Source organism: Litorerythrobacter xanthomarinus (assembly GCF_046254955.1).
In the GTDB taxonomy this organism is placed as follows: Bacteria; Pseudomonadota; Alphaproteobacteria; order Sphingomonadales; family Sphingomonadaceae; genus Qipengyuania_C.
Genome location: NZ_JBJXRG010000001.1, coordinates 732714 through 751655 on the forward strand (window position 1 = coordinate 732714; position 18942 = coordinate 751655).

The window sequence follows — 18942 nt, forward strand, 5'->3', positions numbered from 1 at the left end:
AGGGAAGAGACAGTTGGCCATGACCAATCGCTATTGGCGCCTCGACGACCGGCCTGATGGTCAGGACTTCGCTTCCGCGCTTTCGCTGCAGGAAGGCCCGATTCCCCAGCCTCAAGACGGTCAAATCCTGATCCGCAACGAATTGCTTTCGATGGACGCGGGCACGCGGATGTGGATGAGCGACCGCGAAGACGGCTACCAGCCGCCGCTGCCGGTCGGCACACCGATGGTTGGGCTGGCCATTGGCCGGGTTGAGGCATCGCGGCATGACGGATTCCCCGAAGGATCGCTAGTCCGCGCGTTCGGTAATTGGGCCGATTATAGCTGCGTCGATGCGGAAATGTCGGGGGCGGTGCTGCTCGACGACAGCGTGGAAGACAAGCGCGCATGGTTCGGCCCGCTCGGCATGAATGGGTGGACCGCGCTGTGGGGCATCGAGAAGATCGGCGCCGCCAAGAAAGGTGAAACCGTGCTGGTTTCTGCCGCTGCCGGGGCCACGGGCATCCTTGCATGCCAGGTCGCCAAGCTGCTTGGCTGCAAGGTCTGGGGCATCGCGGGCGGACCGGATAAATGCGCATACCTGACTGGCGAGCTCGGCCTCGACGGGGCGATCGATTACAAGACTGGCGATTTCGGATCGCAGCTCGATGCGGCAGGCGGAATTGATGTCTATTTCGACAATGTTGGCGGGCAGCTGCTCGACGAGGTTCTGACACGGATGAACCACTACGGACGGGTGGCCGTATGCGGCCTCCTCGCCGATTACCACGGCAATCGCACGACCCCGTCCGAGTTCGACCAGGTGCTGATGCGGCGCCTCAGGATCGAAGGGTTCTTTTCGCCCGATTTCATGCATCACGGCCCCGAGCTGACCGAGCGGCTGAAGTCATGGACCGAGGCGGGCGAGCTGGTGATGCCCTATGACACCACGCACGGCCTCGAAAACGTGCTGACAGCCTATGCCAAGCTCTTCAGCGGCGGCAACATCGGCAAGGTTATCGTGGAGCTGAAAACATGAGTGCTCGCCTTGAAGATCGCGCCGCCATCACCGAAGTGATCGCCGCCTATGCGCATGCCATCGATCGGCGGCGTTGGGACATGATGCCGCAGCTGTTCCACGACGATGCCACCTTTGGCTTCGGGATCATCCAGGGTGACTGGCGCGGCTTCGTCGAACAGGCCAAGGGCGTCATCGACCCCTGCCTTATTACCCAGCACCAGCTGGGCCAAACACTGATCGGATTCGAAGGCGAGGACATCGCCCATTGCGAGACCTACATGACCGCCATGCACACCGTGCCTGCCGGATACCCAACCACCGAAGTCTTCCCCGACAAGGGCAAGACTTACTCTGCCGTGATCGCAGGACGCTATGTCGATCGCTTCGAAAAGCGGGCCAACAAACACGGGGGCGAATGGCGGATCGCGCATCGCAGCGGGATCTATGACTGGCGCGAATATCGCGAGCTGGAAGGTATCGATCTGAGCGAATTGCCCGAAGGCTCGTGCGGCTATCATGACGACCGCGACCCTTCGACCCCGGCCGTCACCAGGTGGCGCGGCAGCTAACGGCTACTTGGGCCGCATCAAGGCGAAGCTCGCGCTCGCAGTCGCCAGCACGTCATCGCCGCGCATGATCCGGCCCGAGCAATAGGCGACCTGCCTGCCTTTCCGATCGATCCGCATGTCGGCGACCAACCAGTCGCCCAGCCGCGCCGACCCAAGGAAGTTCACCGCCAGCGTGATCGTCGAAATCGGGACGGGCGGATCCTCGCTGCAATAGACCTGCCAGCTCATCGCAACATCGGCGAATGTCGAAAGCACCCCGCCATGCGCCATATCGCGGTAGTTCATGTGTTGGTCGAGTAGACGCAGCCCGACCAGCTGCCGTTCGCCATCGGGCTTGAGGTAGTAAGGACCGCCATGGTCGAGGAAGCCGGGCGAGAAATCGGCGCGCGTGAATCCTTCGGGTAATTCAGCCTGTCCTGCATCGTCCATCGACCACTCCCAACGTCACTGTCGGCGTCGAGTATCGCATGACTCCCTCGATAGCCATGCTATGAATTATGCCAAATGGCAGCGCGCCTTGGTCCGACTAAGGCAAGCGCAACTGAGCCAAGAGGCCAGCACGAGAGAGGATTTGCATGTCGAATATCGATGATCCGCAGACAATCGGAGACCTGATCCGCCACCAGGCCCGCGAACTGGGCGACCAATCGGCGCTATCCTTCGAGGGCGATCATCTCTCGTTCCGCGAGTTGGACGAAGGCAGCAACCGAGCTGCCAACGCATTGCTATCGCTCGGTGTAGAGCGCGGCGACCGGATCTCCTACCTCGGCAAGAACTCGCATCTCTATTTCCAGATCCTTGCCGGTGCAGCGAAGATCGGCGCGGTGATGACCCCGGTCAACTGGCGGCTGGCCAAGCCCGAAGTGATCTACGTGCTAAACGATTGCCAGGCCAAAGTGCTGTTCATCGGCCCGGGTTTTGACGAGCAGGTCGCGGCGATTGAAGACAAGCTGGAACACATCACCAAGATCATCGGCGCGGAAGGGCCGGTGGGTGAATATCCCGGTTATCCCGAGTGGCGCGACGAGTTCGATGACACGGACCCACATGTTCCGATCACGGTCGATGATGACGCGATCCAGCTCTATACCTCTGGTACGACAGGCTATCCCAAGGGTGCCGTCCTGACCCATGGATCGATCTTCTCGTCACGTATGAACGAGCGGGATGATCCCGACCTTATGGATTGGCAGCGGCCGGTCGATGGCGAGGTTTCGATGGTGGCGATGCCTTGCTTCCACATCGCCGGGACAGGCTTCGGTCTTTCAGCGCTGTTTGCCGGCTCAAGCTCCGTCGTACTGTCCGAATACGACCCGACCCAGGCGCTCGACCTGATCGAGAATTACAATATTTCGAAAATCTTCATGGTCCCGGCAGCGATCCAGATCCTGCTAAATCACCCACGCGTGGGTGAAGTCGATTTCTCCAATCTCAAATATATTTTCTACGGCGCGTCCCCCATCCCGCTTGAATTGATGAAACAGGCAATGGATGTTCTCGGATGCGGGTTCGTCCAGATGTACGGCATGACTGAAACCTCGGGCACGATCGTCACGCTCAATCCCGAAGACCATGACCCCAAGGGAAATGCGCGGATGCGCTCGGTCGGCACGCCATTGAAAGATGTCGAGATCAAGGTCATCGACGAGGAGGGCAACGACGTCCCAACCGGCACGATTGGCGAGATCGCTACGCGCAGCCCAAAGAACATGAAGGGCTACTGGAATCGCCCCGAAGCAAGCGAGGAAACCATCGACAAGGAGGGCTGGTTGCGCACCGGAGACGCAGGCTATCTCGACGAAGACGGCTACCTCTACATCCAGGACCGGGTGAAGGACATGATCATTTCGGGCGGCGAGAATGTCTATCCGGCCGAAGTCGAAAACGCGCTCTACGCGCATCCCAAGGTGGCCGATGTTGCCGTGATCGGAATCCCGAGCGAGAAATGGGGCGAAGAGGTCAAGGCATGCGTGGTCGTCAAACCCGGCGAGGAACTCTCCGAGGCTGAAATAATCGCGCATGCCCGCGAGAATATCGCTGGCTACAAGTGCCCGAAATCGATCGATTTCATCCCGGCGTTGCCGCGCAATCCATCGGGCAAGATCCTCCGCAAAGACCTTCGTGCGCCCTATTGGGATGGCAAGGCCAGAAATGTCAATTAGGGCGGTTAACTGATATGCTTGCGGGCATAAGATCGCCCGTTCGCCAGCTCGCCTATTTCGTGCCCGATATCGACGAAGCCGCGCGGCAGCATAGCGCCGTGTTCGGTTCGGGCCCTTTCTTCGCGGCGCGGCACATTGCGCTCAAAAGCAGCTTCTATCGGGGTGAGAGGCATCCATTCGATCACAGCTCCGCCTATGGGCAGTGGGGCGACGTGATGGTCGAATTCCTCCAGCAGAACGGTGATGGTCCGAGCGCGTGTCATGACCTGTTTCCGGTAGGTTCAGGCCGATACGGCCTTCACCACGCCGCCATGATCGTCGAAGATATCGATACCGCGATCGAGCAGTTCGAGGCCGATGGTTTTGCACTGGCACAGGACTGCGTGACCGAAGGCGGAACGCGGTTTGCCTTCGTCGATACCAGCGCGGCGCTAGGCCATATGATCGAGCTATACGAGCCCACAACAGTCCTTGTGGGTTTCTACGACATGGTGCGCGGAGCAGCGCAGGATTGGGACGGTTCGGCGCCGATCCGCGAACTGGGAGCCTAGAATGATCAATCTGGACGATGCGACAAACGCCAATGAGCGGCTCGCACTGGAGATATTCAAGGCGATGGATGACGGACGGATCGTCGACGCGATCCCCGAGCTGACGACGCCTGATTTTGTCTGGTCGAACAGCGGCCTTCCCGATCTGCGCGGTCAGGAAGAAGTGATCGCGCTGCTGACCAGTGGCGGCTTTGCCAACGAAATCCCGATCCTCGCCGAGATGACGCACTTCACCGCCGACCTCGTCCACATTGCCAGCAATGGGAATGCAGTCTTCACCGAGCGGATCGACCATCACTGGGATGCCGAGGGGCGCGACCTCATGACGCCGCATATCTGCGGAATAGTCGAGATCCGCGATGGCAAGATCGCGCGTCTGCACGATTTCTACGACACTTCGGTTTACCAGCAGCTTCCGACAGCTCGCCAAGCCGGCTTCTCGCTCGCCGAGCGGCATCCTGAACGTATCAATACCTGAGGAGGGCGCCATGGCAGGCGACGCACAACAAACGATCGAACGTTTCTGGCAAGTGCAGGACAGCGGCGACTACACCCAGTTGGTCGATCTGTTCGCCGAAGACGCTCTGCTCGAAGACCCGATCTGGGGCCGGTACGAAGGCCGCGATGCGATCATGACCTTCATGACCACTATGGTGAAGGAAATGGGGACAAGGAAAATCCATTTCACCGTCGATGAGATTTGTGGCGACGAGCACTGTTGCTGGGCGCGCTGGACGATGCATTCACCTGAAGGATCGCGTGGCGGTGTGGGAATCTACAAGGTCCAAGACAGCCAGCTGACTTACTACCGCGACTATATGGACCCGCCCCCAGAGGGAGACGCCTGACATGGGCGACACGATCCTGCGTGAAGACTTCGATGGCTGGAGCCAGCTGACGCTCAACCGGCCGGAGAAGCTCAATTCGCTTACTGTCGGCATGTTTGCCGAGCTGCGCAGCCATATCGAAGACCTTGCCGCCAGCGATGGCATCGGCTGCGTGGTGATCCGGGGCGCAGGCAAGTGCTTTTCCGCCGGACACGACCTTTCCGACATCTCTGCCGGCGAGCACCCGCCCTCAAAAGGCTGGCATTCCGAGACTTTGCGCATGCTCGAGAAGCTGCCGATCCCCGTCGTCGCGGCGGTGCATGGCCATTGCTACACCGGCGCGCTCGAAGTCGCGCTGGCAGCCGATTTCATCATCGCCAGCGAGAACGCGCGCTTCGGCGATACGCATGCCAAGTTCGCGCTCACGCCCGTCTGGGGTATGAGCGTGCGGCTGCCGCGCCGCGTTGGTATCGCAACGGCCAAGCGGTTGATGTTTACCGCGCAGATGTTCGGCGCGGACGAAGCGGTGCGGATCGGTCTCGCCGAATACTCGGTCCCTGATGAAACGTTCGATGCTGAGATCGAAAAGCTCGCCTTGCAGATCGCGGCGCAGAGCCATTTCAGCCATGCGGCGAACAAGCGCTTGCTTGATCGTGCCGATGGCAAGGCCGCAGACGAAGCGTTGATTCGCGAATGGATGGAAGGCGAAGGCCGCGGCCCGGATATGCGGGACCGCATCGCCGCGCTGATGAAGAAGTAGCTCAGCCTACAACTTCCGATACAGCGGGTGTCCGCTTTCGGCGATCTGCGCAGTCGGCAGCGGAAAATCCGGATTGGGCGCAAAGTCCGGCTGGTTCTTCAGATCGTGTTGCCAGTCGACCAGATAGAGCCGCTTGGAGATGCGCCATTCGGGTCCATCGCCTCCTCCTCGCTTCTCCCATTCGTCGAGATAGCGCCCGCCATAGAGATTGCCTGCGAGCGTCCCGTCGTCCTGCCTGCTTGCGCCGGCAAACAAACCATAGCACTCGCTGCTCGCACTGGTCGCCGAATGGAGCTTGATGATGAGGCCGGACAGCATGTGCCAACGCCGGTCCGAGCCGCGTTCGATCTCCATCACGATCGGCAAGAACTCCGCCGCCTTTCCCTTGAAGAAGCCGTAATCGATATCCGCATCGGGCCAGTAGCAGCTCGCCTGCCCTTCATCATCCAGCCAATCGAGCGTACGCGAATAGCGCCATACGACTTCTTCGATCGCTTTCTTGTCGAGCAATTCCCGAATCGCGGCGTCCATCGCTCTCTCCCCAAATGCGCCAATTGCGCCCCCTTCCTTATCGCTTCAGCGTCCCGGCAATGGCCACGCGCGTTTTTGGGAGGGCAGTTTGGGAAATCAGCCAGAAATCAACCTGTTTGACCCTGAGGTGCAGCAATGCCCCTATGATGCCTACCGGGAGCTGCGCGACGAAGCGCCAGTGTACAACATTCCCGGCACCGACATGTATGTCGTCTCGCGCTACGAGCATGTGCGCGAAGTGCTGATGGACCCGGCGCGGTTTCCCAGCTCGGCGGCGGATACGCAATTCAGGGCTGGCGCGAACGATCTGGAGCGGGCGAAGAAGGTCGCAGAGCGCTTCGAAGAGAAGGGTTGGTTACCCGCGCCTACGCTCAACGGGCGCGATGATCCGGTGCACAAGCAGATGCGCGCGATGTTCAACCAGGCGTTCAAGCCATCGAAAATCAAAGAGATCGACCCGCAGGTCGAGAACCTCGCTTACGAGCTGATCGATGGCTTCGTCGATAATGGGCATTGCGAATGGGTTAGCCAGTTCTGCATCCCTTTGCCGCTCTTCATCATCGGAGAGCAGATGGGCGCGAAGCGCGAGGACATGTGGCAGATAAAACGCTGGACCGATGCCTTCTTCCAGCGAATCTCCTTCATGCTGCCCGAAGACCAGCACCTCGAGATGGTAGACCGCGAGATCGAGGCACAGCACTACTTCCAACCTATATTCGAGAAATTGCGCAGTGAGCCGGACGATTCGCTGATCAGTGTGCTGGTCAACACCGTGATCGAGGAGTGGGGCCGCCCGCTCAACGACAACGAGCTGCATGCCGAGATGATGGCCGATACCTTCGTGGGCGGCAGCGAAACGACCACCAATGCGCTCGCTGCAGGCATGAAGCTGCTGATTGGAAACAAGGACGTGTGGCAGCAGCTCAAGTTCGATCCCGACAAGTACATGAAGACCTTCGTCGAGGAGGTCGTGCGGCTCGAATCGCCGGTGCAGAGCCTGATGCGCTTTGCCGCTGAGGATACTAAGCTGGCAGGCGTGACCATTCCCGGCGGGGCGATGATCAATGTGCGCTTTGCCGCGGCCAACCGCGATGAGCGCCAATTCGAATGCCCCGAGAAGCTCGACCTCGACCGGCCGAAAGCTGGTGCGCATATGGGCTTTGGCTCAGGGGTACACCATTGCCTCGGTGCGCCACTTGCCAGACGCGAATTGACCTGGGGCTTCACCGCAGTGGTCGACCGCTTCGAGGATATGTGGTTCGCGGACGGCAAGAATGACTTCTCCTACCACCCACATTTCCTGCTGCGCAGTCTCAAGCAGCTTCACATCGAGTTCGAGCCGAAGAAGCCTTGAGTTCGATCTGGATCTTTTGTCCGGCTAGCTGACCAATTCGTCCTCCCTGAGCCAAGCGATTGCATCGGCGCGTTCGTCGGTATCGAAGGTGCGAATCTCGGTATCAAGGAGTCCGTCCATCGTCTCGATATAGCCTTTCAGCCAGTCGGGTGCCCCGACAAAAGCATAACGATCAAGGTGCTTCGCCGCTTCGAGCTTCATCTTGAAGAGCTCACGATCGGCGAGCAGGGCGATCTCGAAGCCGGTGAACCTTTTGATAACTGCCATCAGTTTCCTCGGCTCCGAGTCGTCCTGAAATCTCCTCAGTATCTGTTTCGAAACTTCCAGGTCGCGCTTACGTATCTTGCCGTCGATCTCGAAGATTGCGATGCCCGGATCTTCGCTGGGGAGTTCGCGCACCGAGGAAGCGTCCTTTTCGTCTTTCTCACCCTTCACCCAGGCCAAGGCATAATCGCCCTCTGACGGGTCAAACACATGCATTTCGAAGTCGAAGAACGCCAGGAGGGATTCCTCAAGCTTTGCAATTGTAGTGATCCAGCTAGGCGCGGCTACAAATGCGATACGATCAAACTGGCGAAAATGCCCGAACATCTCATGCGCGCGCGTCATGTCGCGCCATACCGCATCGCCATTCATATCAAACTCGCCCAATACTTCGGCATAAACGCTGATTTTGTCGTGCTCATCGAGTCCAGCAAGCAGCTCGTCATAGATTTCATCGACGTCGGATGCGGTGATCTCGCCTTCGAAACGGTATGCAAATACCGCGGGAATAGTGGCTATCCTGGTAAACATCTTCTGTCTCCTGTCTGGGGGCATGACTATGTCGTCTCACTATAACGCCAGCTTACCCAGGGATTCTTGCGCCGCATTGACCTGCATCAATCGGAGAAAATTCATGGGCGGAATATCTCCTGGCCCAACTCGTTCGGAAACGAGGTCTTAGTGCGCGTTGACCTTCGCGGCGGTGCGCCCTGCAATATAGCCGAAGGTGATCGCCGGGCCGAGCGTTCCACCAGCACCCGCATAGATCCCGCCGGTGGGGCAAGCGATAGCATTGCCTGCGCCGAAGAGCCCGGGCAGCGGTTCGCCATCATGGCCGAGGATGCGTGCGCAGCTATCCGTGCGTGGCCCGCCATTGGTACCGAGCAGCCCCATGCGAATCTCGACTGCGTAGAACGGTCCGCGCTTGATCGGGCCGAGCGTAACTGCAGTGCCTTCCCGCGTACGGTCGCCGTAGAAATGGTCATAGGCCGAGGTGCCGCGCTGGAAATCGGGATCTTCGCCTGCTTCGCAATGCGCATTGAAGCGATCGACGGTCGCTTCAAGCACCGGTCCATCGATTCCGAGTTTTTCTGCAAGTTCGCCTAGCGTATCGGCGCACATTACCCACTCGGGCACCGGCTGGCCCGGCAATCGCGACCCGATCGGATAGCGCTCGACATAGTTCTCGTCGAACACCAACCATGCAGGCAAATTGAGATAATCATAGCTTTGCGGATCGAAGGCATGAAATGCCCCGGCCAGCGCCGAATAATTCGCCGCTTCGTTGCAGAACCGCTCGGCCTGGCGATTGACCATGATCGAATGGGGTACGGTGCGCTCGATCAGGACGGGAGCAGCCCGCTGCTCGCCGCTTTCCCACGGCGTGTCGGGCGTGACCAGCGTGGGAGCCCACCAGGCTTGAGTCATATTGCCGATTTTCGCACCCGCCTGCATCGCGAGCTTCAGCCCTTCGCCGCGCGCGGTCGGCGGGCTGGCAGGAGCGTCCATTGGGCCGCGCAGAAAGGCCTGCCGCATCTCTTCGTCCCATTCGAAACCGCCGGTGGCGACGATCACGCCGTTGCGCGCGCGCAGCGAGAACGGTTCTCCGTCCTTCTCCCCGTCAATTCCGGTGATCTTTCTGCCTTCGCGCACCAGGCTTTTGGTTTCGACCCCCGTAATCGGCTCTATTCCGCGCGCAAGGCAGGCTTTGAGCAAGCGCGCGACCATCGCCTGCCCGAAGCCGCGCTCATTCTTGGCCATCCGGCGACCCAGCTCTTCGGGCTCGACGACGCCGGTGCCGCCGCCAAGCGGTGTTTCGCGCAGCATCATCGGTTTGGGCTCTTCGATCGAATAGATCCTCCCGGCCCATTCGCCGAGTTCGCCCAGCGCAAATAGATCATGGTCGAGCGCGCGGCCGCCCTCCGGCTTCGCACCCGGCCGATCCATGTAATAATCAGGATATCCCGCCAGCAGCGAGACTTTGAGCGCATCGATGTCTTCAAGGAAAGCCAGCGCTTCGGGACCGCGGTCAACGAATGCTTCCAGCGTTTCGTCGACCAGGTCTCCGTGATCGAGCGCGCGGAAGTAAGCCAGTGCCTCCTCCCGGCTATCGTCCATCCCAGCCGCCTGTTGGCGCGGATTGTTCGCCACCCAGATCACACCGCCCGAAATCGCAGCGGTTCCGCCAATCCGGTCGAACCTTTCAACCAGCGCAACCGATGCGCCCGCTTCATGCGCAGCCAGGGCTGCAGTCATGCCCGCAGCGCCGCAACCCAGGATTATGACATCGACTTCTTCCATGCGCCCCGTGTTGCGCTGCGTGGCTCCCGGCGCCAACCCTTCATTTTGGCGAGGTGCGTGGATCCGCATCCGCGGCTAGACACGCCGCAAAGGAGATCACGATGAAGCTCGAAGGCAAGATTGCAGCCATCACTGGGGGGACCGCAGGCCTCGGTCGGGGGATCGCGGAATCATTTCTCGAGGAAGGTGCCAGTGTCGCGCTGTTCGCCCGCAATCCAGAGAAGGGCGCCGCGGTGCTCGAAGAACTCGGAGTCGGCGACCGAGCAATCTTCGTTTCCGGCGACGTCATGAAACAGTCCGATGTCGAGGGTTTAATAGACAAGACGGCGGAGAGCTTTGGCCGCGTCGATATCCTCGTTAACAATGCCGGAGGCGCTGGCGATCTGCAGCCGCTGCACATGCTCTCCGACGAGGCGTTCGACGAAGCAATGAAATGGAATGTCTATTCGACATTCTGGGCCACACGCCGCGCATTGGGCGGCATGATCGATCGCAAATGGGGCCGTGTGATCAACATGTCATCGATGGAGGGCAAGCACGGAAAACCGGTTTTCACTGCCTACACCGCAGCCAAGCACGCAGTGATCGGCATGACCAAATCGCTCGCACGCGAAGTTGGCACCGCAGGCGTTACCGCGAATTGCATCTGCCCCGGCCTCGTCATCACCGACATCATCAAGAACAATGGCCCCGAAACCGCCAAGGCGATGGGCATGGAATTCGACGAGATGATCGAGATGTTCGCTGCCGAAGCGGCGATCAAGCGGCCCAATACGGTCGAAGAGATTGCTGCGGTGGCACTACTACTGGCGTCTAAAGCAGGCGCCGGGATCACCGGCGCCGCGATCAGTGTCGATGGGGGAACCGCCCAGTACTGAGGCTACTCAGCTTTCCTGCTGCATCTTCGCCATCGCAGCGCCGACCGTGCGCTCGATATCAAACGCTTGCGGGTTGCCGCGAATGCGCAGGCCGCCGTTGGGCTGGATATTCTCGCCAGTGACATAGGCTTCGTCGCTGCAGAGCCACGCGCAGGCATTTGCCACGTCCTCAGACGTATTGAGCCGCCCCATCGGATAGCGCGGCAGGAAAGCGTCCACGAGGCCCGGGGTCGCGAACGCTCCTTCGGTCATCGGCGATGAAGTGAATGCTGGTGAGACGGTATTCGCCTTGATACCATACTGACCATAATCATTCGCGACGCAGCGGATCAGCGCTTCGGAGCCTGTCTTGGTCCCGATGTATGCGGCATGATTGTTGATATGCGCCTTGGTCGTCGCGCTTGATAGCGAGATCAACGAGCCGCCTTGCGGATCCTGCGCCATCATCTGCTCGATGAAGGCTTGCAGGAAGTGATGCACGCCCTTGAACTGGAGGTCGACGATCTGGTCGAGCTCTTCTTCGGTGATCTCTTCCATGCTCTTGAGCAGGCCCCAGCCGGTGCAATTGACCGCAGCATCGACCCGGCCCATCTTCTCGGCCGCCTCCTTGGCCATCGCCTGGTTATCGGCGCGCTTGGTGATATCGCAGATCACATAGTGTCCACCCAACTCCTCGGCCAGTTCCTTGAGCACGTCTTCGTTGCGCCCGGCGACCATCACTTCCGCGCCTTCGGCAGCGAACTTGCGCGCCGTGACCTGGCCCATATTGTCCTTGCTGGCCGCGCCCAGGATTACTGCTTTCTTGCCTTCCAATAGAGCCATGTCGCCCTCCGATTCTGTTGGTTGGAAGTCACCCTAGGCGTTTCGACTAGGACCTGCCCTTCCCAAAAGTGTCCATTGCCGCAAACGGGTGCTCACAGCGATAGCGCAGGCTTGAAGGAGAGTGCAGATGTTTACCGGACCGATTGAAGATCGCCTGGCGATCCGCGAACTACACGAGACCTACGGCGACGGTGTCGTCCGCATTGATGCCGACACATGGGGTTCGGTGTGGGCGGATGATGCACATTGGAACCTGATGGGGATGGAAGTCGAAGGCAAGGCCGCCATTGTCCAGATGTGGCAAGGCGCGATGACCAATTTCGAAGCGGTCAGCTTTTCCTGTGTGCCGGCCTCGATCGAAGTCGATGGTGACACCGCGACGAGCCGCGTACAAACGCAGGAAGTGATGAAGCAGGCCGATGGCAACACGCGCGTGATCGGCGGCCTCTATGACGACAAGCTGGCGAAGATCGACGGAAAGTGGCTTTATACCAGCCGCGTGTTCAAGGTTGTTGCCGAATATAACGCACAGGAGGGCTGAGTATGGCCAAAATTGTTATCGCAGCCCAGATCGATCTCGATCCGGCCCAGCGCGCAGAAGCGCTACGCAAGGCCAAGCCGCATATCGATGCCGCATTAGCGGAGAAGGGTTGCATCCATTACTCATGGAGCGCCGATCCCTTCAACGATGCACGGGTCAATGTGTTTGAGGAATGGGAAAGCGAGGAGGACCTCGCCAACCACTTCAAGGACCCAGCCTACACGGGGATGCGCGACCACATCGGGCAATTCGGTCTGACCGGAGCCGCCAGCAAGAAGTATCGCGTGGACCGGGAAGGCCCCGTTTACAACGAACAGGGCCAAGCGACCGAGGCTTTCGACTGAGCCAACCGGATCGCCTTCTCGGGGCCATCCTCGCGGGCGGCAAGGCGCAGCGCTTCGGCAGCGACAAGGCCGAGGCGCGGATCGGTGGCAAGCGGTTGATCGACCGCGTAGCGGCCAGTCTTTCCGGCCAGACCGATGCTTTGGTCGTCTGCGGGCGAGAGGACCCGGAGTTCACTTGCATAGCTGATCGACCGGAGCCAGGCCTGGGCCCGCTGGGCGGGCTATGCGCAGCCCTCCACTATGCTCAAACCCACAGCTTCAAAGCCGTTCTTTCGAGCGGCTGCGATGCGCTCAACCTTCCGGAAAGCCTGGCCGAACACCTCTCGGGTGATGGCCCGGGCGTGGTCCAAAGCCAGCCGGTGATCGGATATTGGCCCTCTTCGCTGGCGCGTGATCTGGATGCGTTCATCGCCGGTGGCGGGCGAGCGCTCTATGGCTTTGCCGAACACGTGGGCGCGAGGCTGGAGCGCTTCGATCCCCCAATTGCAAATGTGAACCGGCCCGAGGACCTGGTGTAGAACGTGTGGCTACGGCTTCACTCAGATCAGGATCAAAGCTCCAGCATCTGTTTGCCGCGATTCTTGCCCGAGAACAGGCGTTGCAGCGTGTCAGGCGCATTCTCGAATCCGTGCTGGATGTCCTCCTGGTAGTGGAGGGTCTCATCATGCACAAAGCCTTCGAGTCGTTTGCGAATCTGCGGAAACTCGCTCGCCCAATCAAGCACGATAAAGCCCGCCATCGAAGCGCGCCGGAACACGAGATTGAAATAATTCTGCGGTCCGGCCGGGAGTGATCCTGTTTCGTAGCGACTGATCCCGCCGCAGATCACCACGCGCGCTGCGGTGGCGATATTCGCCAGCATGTCGTTGAGAATTTCGCCGCCGACATTGTCGAAGATCACGTCGACGCCGCGCGGACAATGCTCCTTGATCTGGGCTTTCACGTCGCCCGCCTTGTAGTCGATTGCGGCATCGTATCCGGCTTCTTCGACCAGCCACTTGCACTTGTCAGGCCCGCCCGCGATGCCGACTGCGCGGCAGCCGGCGATCTTGGCGAGTTGCCCCACGACCGATCCGGTCGCGCCTGCCGCGCCTGACACCAGCACTGTGTCGCCTGCGACCGGCTTGCCGACCTTGAAGAGCCCGCAATAGGCCGTAACGCCCGTCGTACCGAGTACGGAAAGCACTGCTGTCGGCGAGAGGTCGGTCTCGACCTTGGTCAAATCCTTGCCGTCGGTAACCAGGTGCTCGGTCCAGCCAGTGGTACCGAAGACCATGTCGCCCACCTTGAAGCGCCCGCCATTGCTTTCGATCACTTCAGCAATGCCGCTGCCGCGCATCACATCGCCGATCGCCATCGGCGCGACATAGTCGGCAATGTTCTCCATCCAGCCTTTTTGTGCCGGATCGAATCCCAGCCAGCGCGTCTGCAGCAACATCTCGCCTTCGCCGGGATCGGGCAGCTCGGTCTCAACCAGCTTGAAGTCATCTTCGACTATGCCCCGCCCGCGCGGATGTCCGTTCAAGAGCCATTGGCGAGTGGTGGTTGGCATGAAGCGCTCCGTATCTGATGGTTTTCAGGCCAGCCTAATGCGGTGCAACCGGCCCGCTAGCCACGGACAAAAGTGTCAGTCGTTCGCAGCGCCCTATCTGGTATCCTGCACACTATAGGAAAGAGGATTGAACGCCATGGGTGTCCAGACACACAAGACTTTCTGCCGCTTCTGCCACGCCAATTGCGCGATGTTGGTGGATGTCGAGGATGGTAAAGTGAAAGCCGTGCGCGGGGATCCCGATGATCCTGAGTACGGCGGCTACACCTGCAAAAAGGGCCGCGAACTGCCGGATTCGCATAATTCGGAAGATCGCCTGCATCACAGCCTCGTGCGCAATGACGCCGGCGAGTTTGTCGAGACGCCGATGGACGAGGCGCTGGCGCATGTCGGGAGCGAATTCCGCCGCATCATCGACAAATATGGGCCAGATAGCATCGCGCTCTTCATGGGTTCGGGCGGCTACCAGAATAGCTCGGCGATGATGGCGACGCTCAGCCTGGCACGGGCAATCGGCACCAAGCATTTCTTCACTTCGGTGACGCTCGACCAGCCGGCCAAGGTGTTCACGACCGAACGCTATGGCAAATGGATGGGGGGCGTGAACAACTTCTCCGATGCCGATGTCGCGCTGTTCATCGGCAATAATCCGATCGTGTCGCATTACGCGCCAGTCGGCGGAGTTCCACCGTTCAGCCCGTCGAAGCGGATCCGCGACCGCAAGAAGGAAGGTCTCAAGCTGATCGTCGCCGATCCGCGGCTCGCGGAAGTCGGCCAGCTGGCTGACATCTACCTCCCTGTGAAACCCGGCGAGGACCCCGCGCTGCTCGCGGGTATGCTCAACGTGATCTTCGATGAAGAGCTTTACGATCGCAATTTTGTCTCCGCCCATGTCGACGGCATCGAGGAGCTCAAGGAAGCGGTTGCCGCTTTTACGCCCGACGTCGCCGCAGAGCGTGCCGGTGTCGAAAAAGACCAGCTAGTCGCTGCAGCGCGGATGTTCGCAGGCGGCTCGAAAGGCTGCGCAGTTACCGGGACCGGCCCCGAAATGGCCGGGAATGGTACGCTGACCGAATATCTTGTCACCTGCCTCAACACCGTTTGCGCACGCTTCAAGCAGGAAGGCGAGAAGTGCGGCGTCCCCGGTGTCTTCACGACGCCGCAAGGCCCGAAGCGCGCTCAGGTCGCTCCGCCGGCCCCGATGTTCGGCGCCCCCGGCATGGCGAAATCCCGTTTCCGCGGGCTGGGCCAACTGTTGTTCGAAATGCCCTGCAATGTGATGGCGGACGAGATCCTGACACCCGGTGAAGGCCAGATCCGCGCGCTGATCTCGGTCGGCGGGAATCCCGAGGTCGGCTTCCCCAACCAGCTCAAGATGCGCAAGGCGCTCGATGACCTCGAGCTGTTCGTGCAAGTCGATCCGTGGATGAGCGCCAGCGCCAAACGCGCTGACGTGGTGCTCGCGCCCAAGCAATGCCTCGAGCGCGAGGACATCACCAACCTTTCCGAGTGGTGGCACGAGACCGCCTACGCCCGCTACACAGAGGCGCTGGCGGATGCGCCCGGTGACACAATCGACGAGTATGAGATGCTCTGGACAATCGGCAAGCACTTGGGTGTGCAGATGCAGCTACCCGGCGGCGATGTACCGATGGACGAGTGCCCGAGCAAGCAGGAGTTCCTCGACCTGATGACGGCCGGATGTATCGTCCCGCCAAGCCAGGTACGCAAGGATGCGCAGGCGGCTGGCGGGGCGGCGGTCGTTTATGACGACCTGCACCCGGTCATCACCGCGCCTGATGAAGAGCATATGCACCGCTTCCAGCTCGCAGCAGGCGACATGCCCAAACAGCTCGAAAAGTATGGCAAGGCAGATGCACGCGCCGCCGGGTTCGATTTCCGCCTGATCTCGCGCCGTTCGAAGGGCCGATTCAATTCGATTGGCCAGCCGCTCAAGAACCTCGGCAAGAAGGTCACCACGAACCCCGCCTACATCCATCCGGATGACATGGCCGAGCAGGGCATATCGGAGGGCGATGTGATCGAGATTACTTCGCCTCACTCTTCGATCCATGGCGTGGCCAAACCCAGCGACCGCGTACGGCGCGGACTGATCTCGATGGCGCATGCCTTTGGCGACAGCGAAGCGGGCAAGCACAATGTGCGCGAAATGGGCGGTTCGACCAATCGCCTTACCAGCGACGAAGTGGATTACGATCCCATCACCGGACAGGCACTGCAAAGCGCAATCCCGGTGAAGATCGCCGCCGCTTAGACGAACTATAGATAGGATTAGACATGCCCCAGAACAGGCGCTTCCTCCTCCAGCGCCGGCCAGACGGCGAGCCGGTCCCCGAAGACTTCGAGCTGATCACCGAAGACACCCCGGAGCTCGCCGATGGCCAGTTCCTGATCCGCAATCATTATGCCTCGCTCGATCCGGCGATGCGCGGATGGATGGACGACGCCGACAGCTACATGCCGCCGATTCCGCTGGGCGCGCCTGTCCGCGCCAGCACAATCGGCGTGGTCGAGGAAAGCCGCGCCGATGGCTTCGAGAAGGGCCAGTGGGTGATGGGCCTGCATGCGCTGGAAGACTATTCCGTCAGCCAGGCGGGCGGTTTCACCCAGCCGATCGATCCGGGCATGGTACCCGAAGTCACGAATTTTCTCTCGCTGTTCGGCGCGGTGGGTATGACCGCCTATTTCGGCCTGTTCGATGTCTGCGAACCCAAGGCGGGCGAGACGGTATTGGTCACAGGCGCTGCAGGCGCGGTCGGCTCGATTGTTGGCCAGCTTGCCAAGATCACCGGCTGCAAGGTCATCGGCATAGCTGGCGGGCCGGAGAAATGCGCCAAGCTGACCGAGCGCTATGGCTATGATGTTGCGATCGATTATCGCGGCAAGGACCAGGCGGCACTCGAATCCGAAATTGCCGCTGCAGCACCCAATGGCGTCGACGTGATTTTCGAGAATGTCGGCGGGATCATCCTCGATGCAGGTCTTGAGAATATCGCCATGAAGGGGCGCATCGGACTGTGCGGCTTGATCAGCGAATACAACACTGATCCGGTTGGCGCGCGCAATCTATGGCGCCTCATCGTCAAGCGCGCGAAGATCGAGGGGCTGCTGGTGGCCGACTATGTCGAGCGTTTTGGCGAAGGCGCGGCGACGATGGGCGAGTGGGCCAGCGCGGGCAAGCTGGTGGTCGACGAGCACATCGATGACGGCCTCGAGAATGCCTACGAAGCCTTCATGCGGCTCTTCGCCGGTTCGAACCAAGGCAAGATGATCCTCAAGATCGCCTAATGGCAAACTTGCTCGTTCTTTCCGGCGGGCACCCTTACGAAGCCGAACCATTCGAGGATTTGATCCGCTCGGTGGCGCATTCGCTAGGCGAATGGGACGTAACGCACCTGGTCCATCCGGAAGCGGAAGAGCGTGTCGCTGCGGGCGCGGCGGATCATGCCGATGCGCTGCTGTTCTACGATATGGGCGGATATGAATTTGCCGATGGCAAGGTCACATCGCGGCCGCCGTCCAAAGGTTTCAAGGAAGCGATCGAAAGACGTTTTGCTGCGGGCAAAGGTGCGGTCGCGATGCATCACGCGATTGCCGGATGGGCCGATTGGCCCGCATGGGCGGAAGTGCTGGGCGGGCGTTTCCTTTACCAGCCGGGCGAATGGCGCGGCGAGCCAATGCCCGATTCGGGTTATCGTCACGATGTCGCCTACGAAGCCGAAGTCGTCGCCGACCATCCGGTTACAGCCGGACTTCCGGCCACATTCCCTATGGTCGACGAGCTCTACCTCGCGCCAATCGATGAAGGAGCCGTCCATCCGCTGATCCGCGCGCGACACTCATTCACCCGCGACAATTTCTATTCCGCCGCACAGGCTGTCGCGGGGAAGATGTTCTCCAACACCGACTGGGACCATCCCGATGGCAGCAATCTCGTCGCCTGGTGGAAAGAAGTCGGAACCTCGCGGCTGGTCTACCTCCAGTTCGGCGATGGCCCCGAAACCTACGCTAACCCTTTCGTCCGCCGCGCGCTCTCCAACGCGCTTGCATTTACATCAGGAGCACAGTGATGACCCCCACCCAAACCATCGAAGCCTTTATCGCCGCCTGGGACGAGTATGATCTGGAGAAGATCTATTCCTTCATGGCTGACGATATCATGTGGGAAGATGTGCCGCTCTCGATCGTCAACGGGATCGACCAGGTCCGCGCCAAGATGGCGGCGTTCCCCGGAGTCGAGGCATGCGGCTTCGATACGCACCATATCGCGGCAAACGGCAATGTCGTGCTCACCGAGCGGACCGACTGGTTCGAGATGAAGGGCAAGAGGCGCACCATTCGCGTGATGGGCACTTTCGAGCTCAACGGTGACGGCAAGATCGCGAAATGGCGCGACTATTTTGACAGTGCCGAATTCCAGCGCGAGTTCGGCGATCTGGCAGGCGGGTAGGCTCTATTCCGCCCG

Annotated in this window: 22 protein-coding genes; 16 read left to right on the top strand and 6 right to left on the bottom strand. The window is 60.3% G+C overall.

Going from position 1 to position 18942, the window contains the following annotated elements; translation table 11 throughout:
- Positions 1–19: 19 nt before the first annotated feature.
- Positions 20–1018: an NADP-dependent oxidoreductase gene (locus tag ACEWMW_RS03790; RefSeq protein WP_409412558.1), complete on the top strand. Its 999-nt coding sequence runs from the start codon at positions 20–22 to the stop codon at positions 1016–1018.
- Complete coding sequence (locus ACEWMW_RS03795) at positions 1015–1569, top strand: nuclear transport factor 2 family protein (RefSeq protein WP_409412559.1); 555 nt, start codon at positions 1015–1017, stop codon at positions 1567–1569. Before ACEWMW_RS03790 ends, ACEWMW_RS03795 begins: the two co-directional genes overlap by 4 nt.
- A gap of 3 nt (positions 1570–1572) precedes the next feature.
- Here the strand turns inward: ACEWMW_RS03795 and ACEWMW_RS03800 are convergent, their stop codons facing one another.
- Complete coding sequence (locus ACEWMW_RS03800; RefSeq protein ID WP_409412560.1) at positions 1573–1998, bottom strand: PaaI family thioesterase; 426 nt, start codon at positions 1996–1998, stop codon at positions 1573–1575.
- A 146-nt stretch (positions 1999–2144) separates the two neighbouring features.
- On the opposite strand from ACEWMW_RS03800, the gene ACEWMW_RS03805 reads away from it, so the two are divergent.
- The 5 genes from ACEWMW_RS03805 to ACEWMW_RS03825 are packed head-to-tail and all read left to right on the top strand — an operon-like array spanning position 2145 to position 5869.
- Positions 2145–3731, top strand: a complete 1587-nt coding sequence (locus tag ACEWMW_RS03805; protein WP_409412561.1) for a fatty acid--CoA ligase — start codon at positions 2145–2147, stop codon at positions 3729–3731.
- A gap of 14 nt (positions 3732–3745) precedes the next feature.
- Complete coding sequence (locus tag ACEWMW_RS03810) at positions 3746–4282, top strand: VOC family protein (RefSeq protein WP_409412562.1); 537 nt, start codon at positions 3746–3748, stop codon at positions 4280–4282.
- A gap of 1 nt (position 4283) precedes the next feature.
- Positions 4284–4760 (top strand): limonene-1,2-epoxide hydrolase family protein, encoded by a 477-nt coding sequence (locus tag ACEWMW_RS03815; protein WP_409412563.1) that lies wholly within the window; start codon positions 4284–4286, stop codon positions 4758–4760.
- A 10-nt stretch (positions 4761–4770) separates the two neighbouring features.
- Positions 4771–5130 carry a nuclear transport factor 2 family protein gene (locus ACEWMW_RS03820; protein WP_409412564.1) on the top strand — a complete coding sequence of 120 codons (360 nt, stop codon included), beginning with the start codon at positions 4771–4773 and terminating at the stop codon, positions 5128–5130.
- A 1-nt stretch (position 5131) separates the two neighbouring features.
- Positions 5132–5869, top strand: a complete 738-nt coding sequence (locus ACEWMW_RS03825) for an enoyl-CoA hydratase/isomerase family protein (protein ID WP_409412565.1) — start codon at positions 5132–5134, stop codon at positions 5867–5869.
- A gap of 6 nt (positions 5870–5875) precedes the next feature.
- Here the strand turns inward: ACEWMW_RS03825 and ACEWMW_RS03830 are convergent, their stop codons facing one another.
- A complete protein-coding gene (locus ACEWMW_RS03830) occupies positions 5876–6400 on the bottom strand; it encodes a nuclear transport factor 2 family protein (protein ID WP_409412566.1) in 525 nt (174 codons plus the stop codon).
- Positions 6401–6488: 88 nt separating this feature from the next.
- On the opposite strand from ACEWMW_RS03830, the gene ACEWMW_RS03835 reads away from it, so the two are divergent.
- Positions 6489–7754, top strand: a complete 1266-nt coding sequence (locus ACEWMW_RS03835; protein WP_409412567.1) for a cytochrome P450 — start codon at positions 6489–6491, stop codon at positions 7752–7754.
- A 24-nt stretch (positions 7755–7778) separates the two neighbouring features.
- Here the strand turns inward: ACEWMW_RS03835 and ACEWMW_RS03840 are convergent, their stop codons facing one another.
- Both ACEWMW_RS03840 and ACEWMW_RS03845 read right to left on the bottom strand, forming a co-directional pair.
- Positions 7779–8549, bottom strand: a complete 771-nt coding sequence (locus tag ACEWMW_RS03840) for a SpoIIAA family protein (protein WP_409412568.1) — start codon at positions 8547–8549, stop codon at positions 7779–7781.
- A gap of 147 nt (positions 8550–8696) precedes the next feature.
- A complete protein-coding gene (locus ACEWMW_RS03845; protein WP_409412569.1) occupies positions 8697–10319 on the bottom strand; it encodes an FAD-dependent oxidoreductase in 1623 nt (540 codons plus the stop codon).
- A gap of 101 nt (positions 10320–10420) precedes the next feature.
- Here ACEWMW_RS03845 and ACEWMW_RS03850 point away from each other — a divergent pair, with 101 nt between their 5' ends.
- Complete coding sequence (locus ACEWMW_RS03850) at positions 10421–11197, top strand: SDR family NAD(P)-dependent oxidoreductase (protein WP_409412570.1); 777 nt, start codon at positions 10421–10423, stop codon at positions 11195–11197.
- Between the two features lie 6 nt (positions 11198–11203).
- On the opposite strand, the gene ACEWMW_RS03855 is transcribed toward ACEWMW_RS03850, so the two are convergent.
- The gene (locus tag ACEWMW_RS03855; RefSeq protein ID WP_409412571.1) at positions 11204–12019 is read right to left on the bottom strand and encodes an SDR family NAD(P)-dependent oxidoreductase; all 816 of its coding nucleotides are present in this window, start codon (positions 12017–12019) and stop codon (positions 11204–11206) included.
- 127 nt (positions 12020–12146) lie between these two features.
- Here ACEWMW_RS03855 and ACEWMW_RS03860 point away from each other — a divergent pair, with 127 nt between their 5' ends.
- Genes ACEWMW_RS03860 through mobA form a run of 3 tightly spaced genes read left to right on the top strand, consistent with a single transcriptional unit; the run spans position 12147 to position 13422 of the window.
- Positions 12147–12560, top strand: a complete 414-nt coding sequence (locus ACEWMW_RS03860; RefSeq protein ID WP_409412572.1) for a nuclear transport factor 2 family protein — start codon at positions 12147–12149, stop codon at positions 12558–12560.
- A gap of 2 nt (positions 12561–12562) precedes the next feature.
- On the top strand, positions 12563–12904 hold the full coding sequence (locus ACEWMW_RS03865) for a putative quinol monooxygenase (protein WP_409412573.1): 342 nt from the start codon (positions 12563–12565) through the stop codon (positions 12902–12904).
- A gap of 26 nt (positions 12905–12930) precedes the next feature.
- Positions 12931–13422, top strand: coding sequence for a molybdenum cofactor guanylyltransferase (gene mobA / locus ACEWMW_RS03870; RefSeq protein ID WP_409413601.1), 492 nt, complete (start codon positions 12931–12933; stop codon positions 13420–13422).
- 32 nt (positions 13423–13454) lie between these two features.
- Here the strand turns inward: mobA and ACEWMW_RS03875 are convergent, their stop codons facing one another.
- Positions 13455–14456 carry an NADP-dependent oxidoreductase gene (locus ACEWMW_RS03875; protein WP_409412574.1) on the bottom strand — a complete coding sequence of 334 codons (1002 nt, stop codon included), beginning with the start codon at positions 14454–14456 and terminating at the stop codon, positions 13455–13457.
- Between the two features lie 136 nt (positions 14457–14592).
- Here ACEWMW_RS03875 and ACEWMW_RS03880 point away from each other — a divergent pair, with 136 nt between their 5' ends.
- From ACEWMW_RS03880 to ACEWMW_RS03895, 4 genes are read left to right on the top strand one after another with little or no spacing between them, the layout of a single operon-like run.
- Positions 14593–16731 carry a molybdopterin-containing oxidoreductase family protein gene (locus ACEWMW_RS03880; protein WP_409412575.1) on the top strand — a complete coding sequence of 713 codons (2139 nt, stop codon included), beginning with the start codon at positions 14593–14595 and terminating at the stop codon, positions 16729–16731.
- Between the two features lie 23 nt (positions 16732–16754).
- Complete coding sequence (locus ACEWMW_RS03885; RefSeq protein WP_409412576.1) at positions 16755–17765, top strand: NADP-dependent oxidoreductase; 1011 nt, start codon at positions 16755–16757, stop codon at positions 17763–17765.
- Positions 17765–18547, top strand: coding sequence for a ThuA domain-containing protein (locus ACEWMW_RS03890; protein ID WP_409412577.1), 783 nt, complete (start codon positions 17765–17767; stop codon positions 18545–18547). Before ACEWMW_RS03885 ends, ACEWMW_RS03890 begins: the two co-directional genes overlap by 1 nt.
- On the top strand, positions 18547–18927 hold the full coding sequence (locus ACEWMW_RS03895) for a limonene-1,2-epoxide hydrolase family protein (RefSeq protein ID WP_409412578.1): 381 nt from the start codon (positions 18547–18549) through the stop codon (positions 18925–18927). Before ACEWMW_RS03890 ends, ACEWMW_RS03895 begins: the two co-directional genes overlap by 1 nt.
- Positions 18928–18942: the final 15 nt, after the last annotated feature.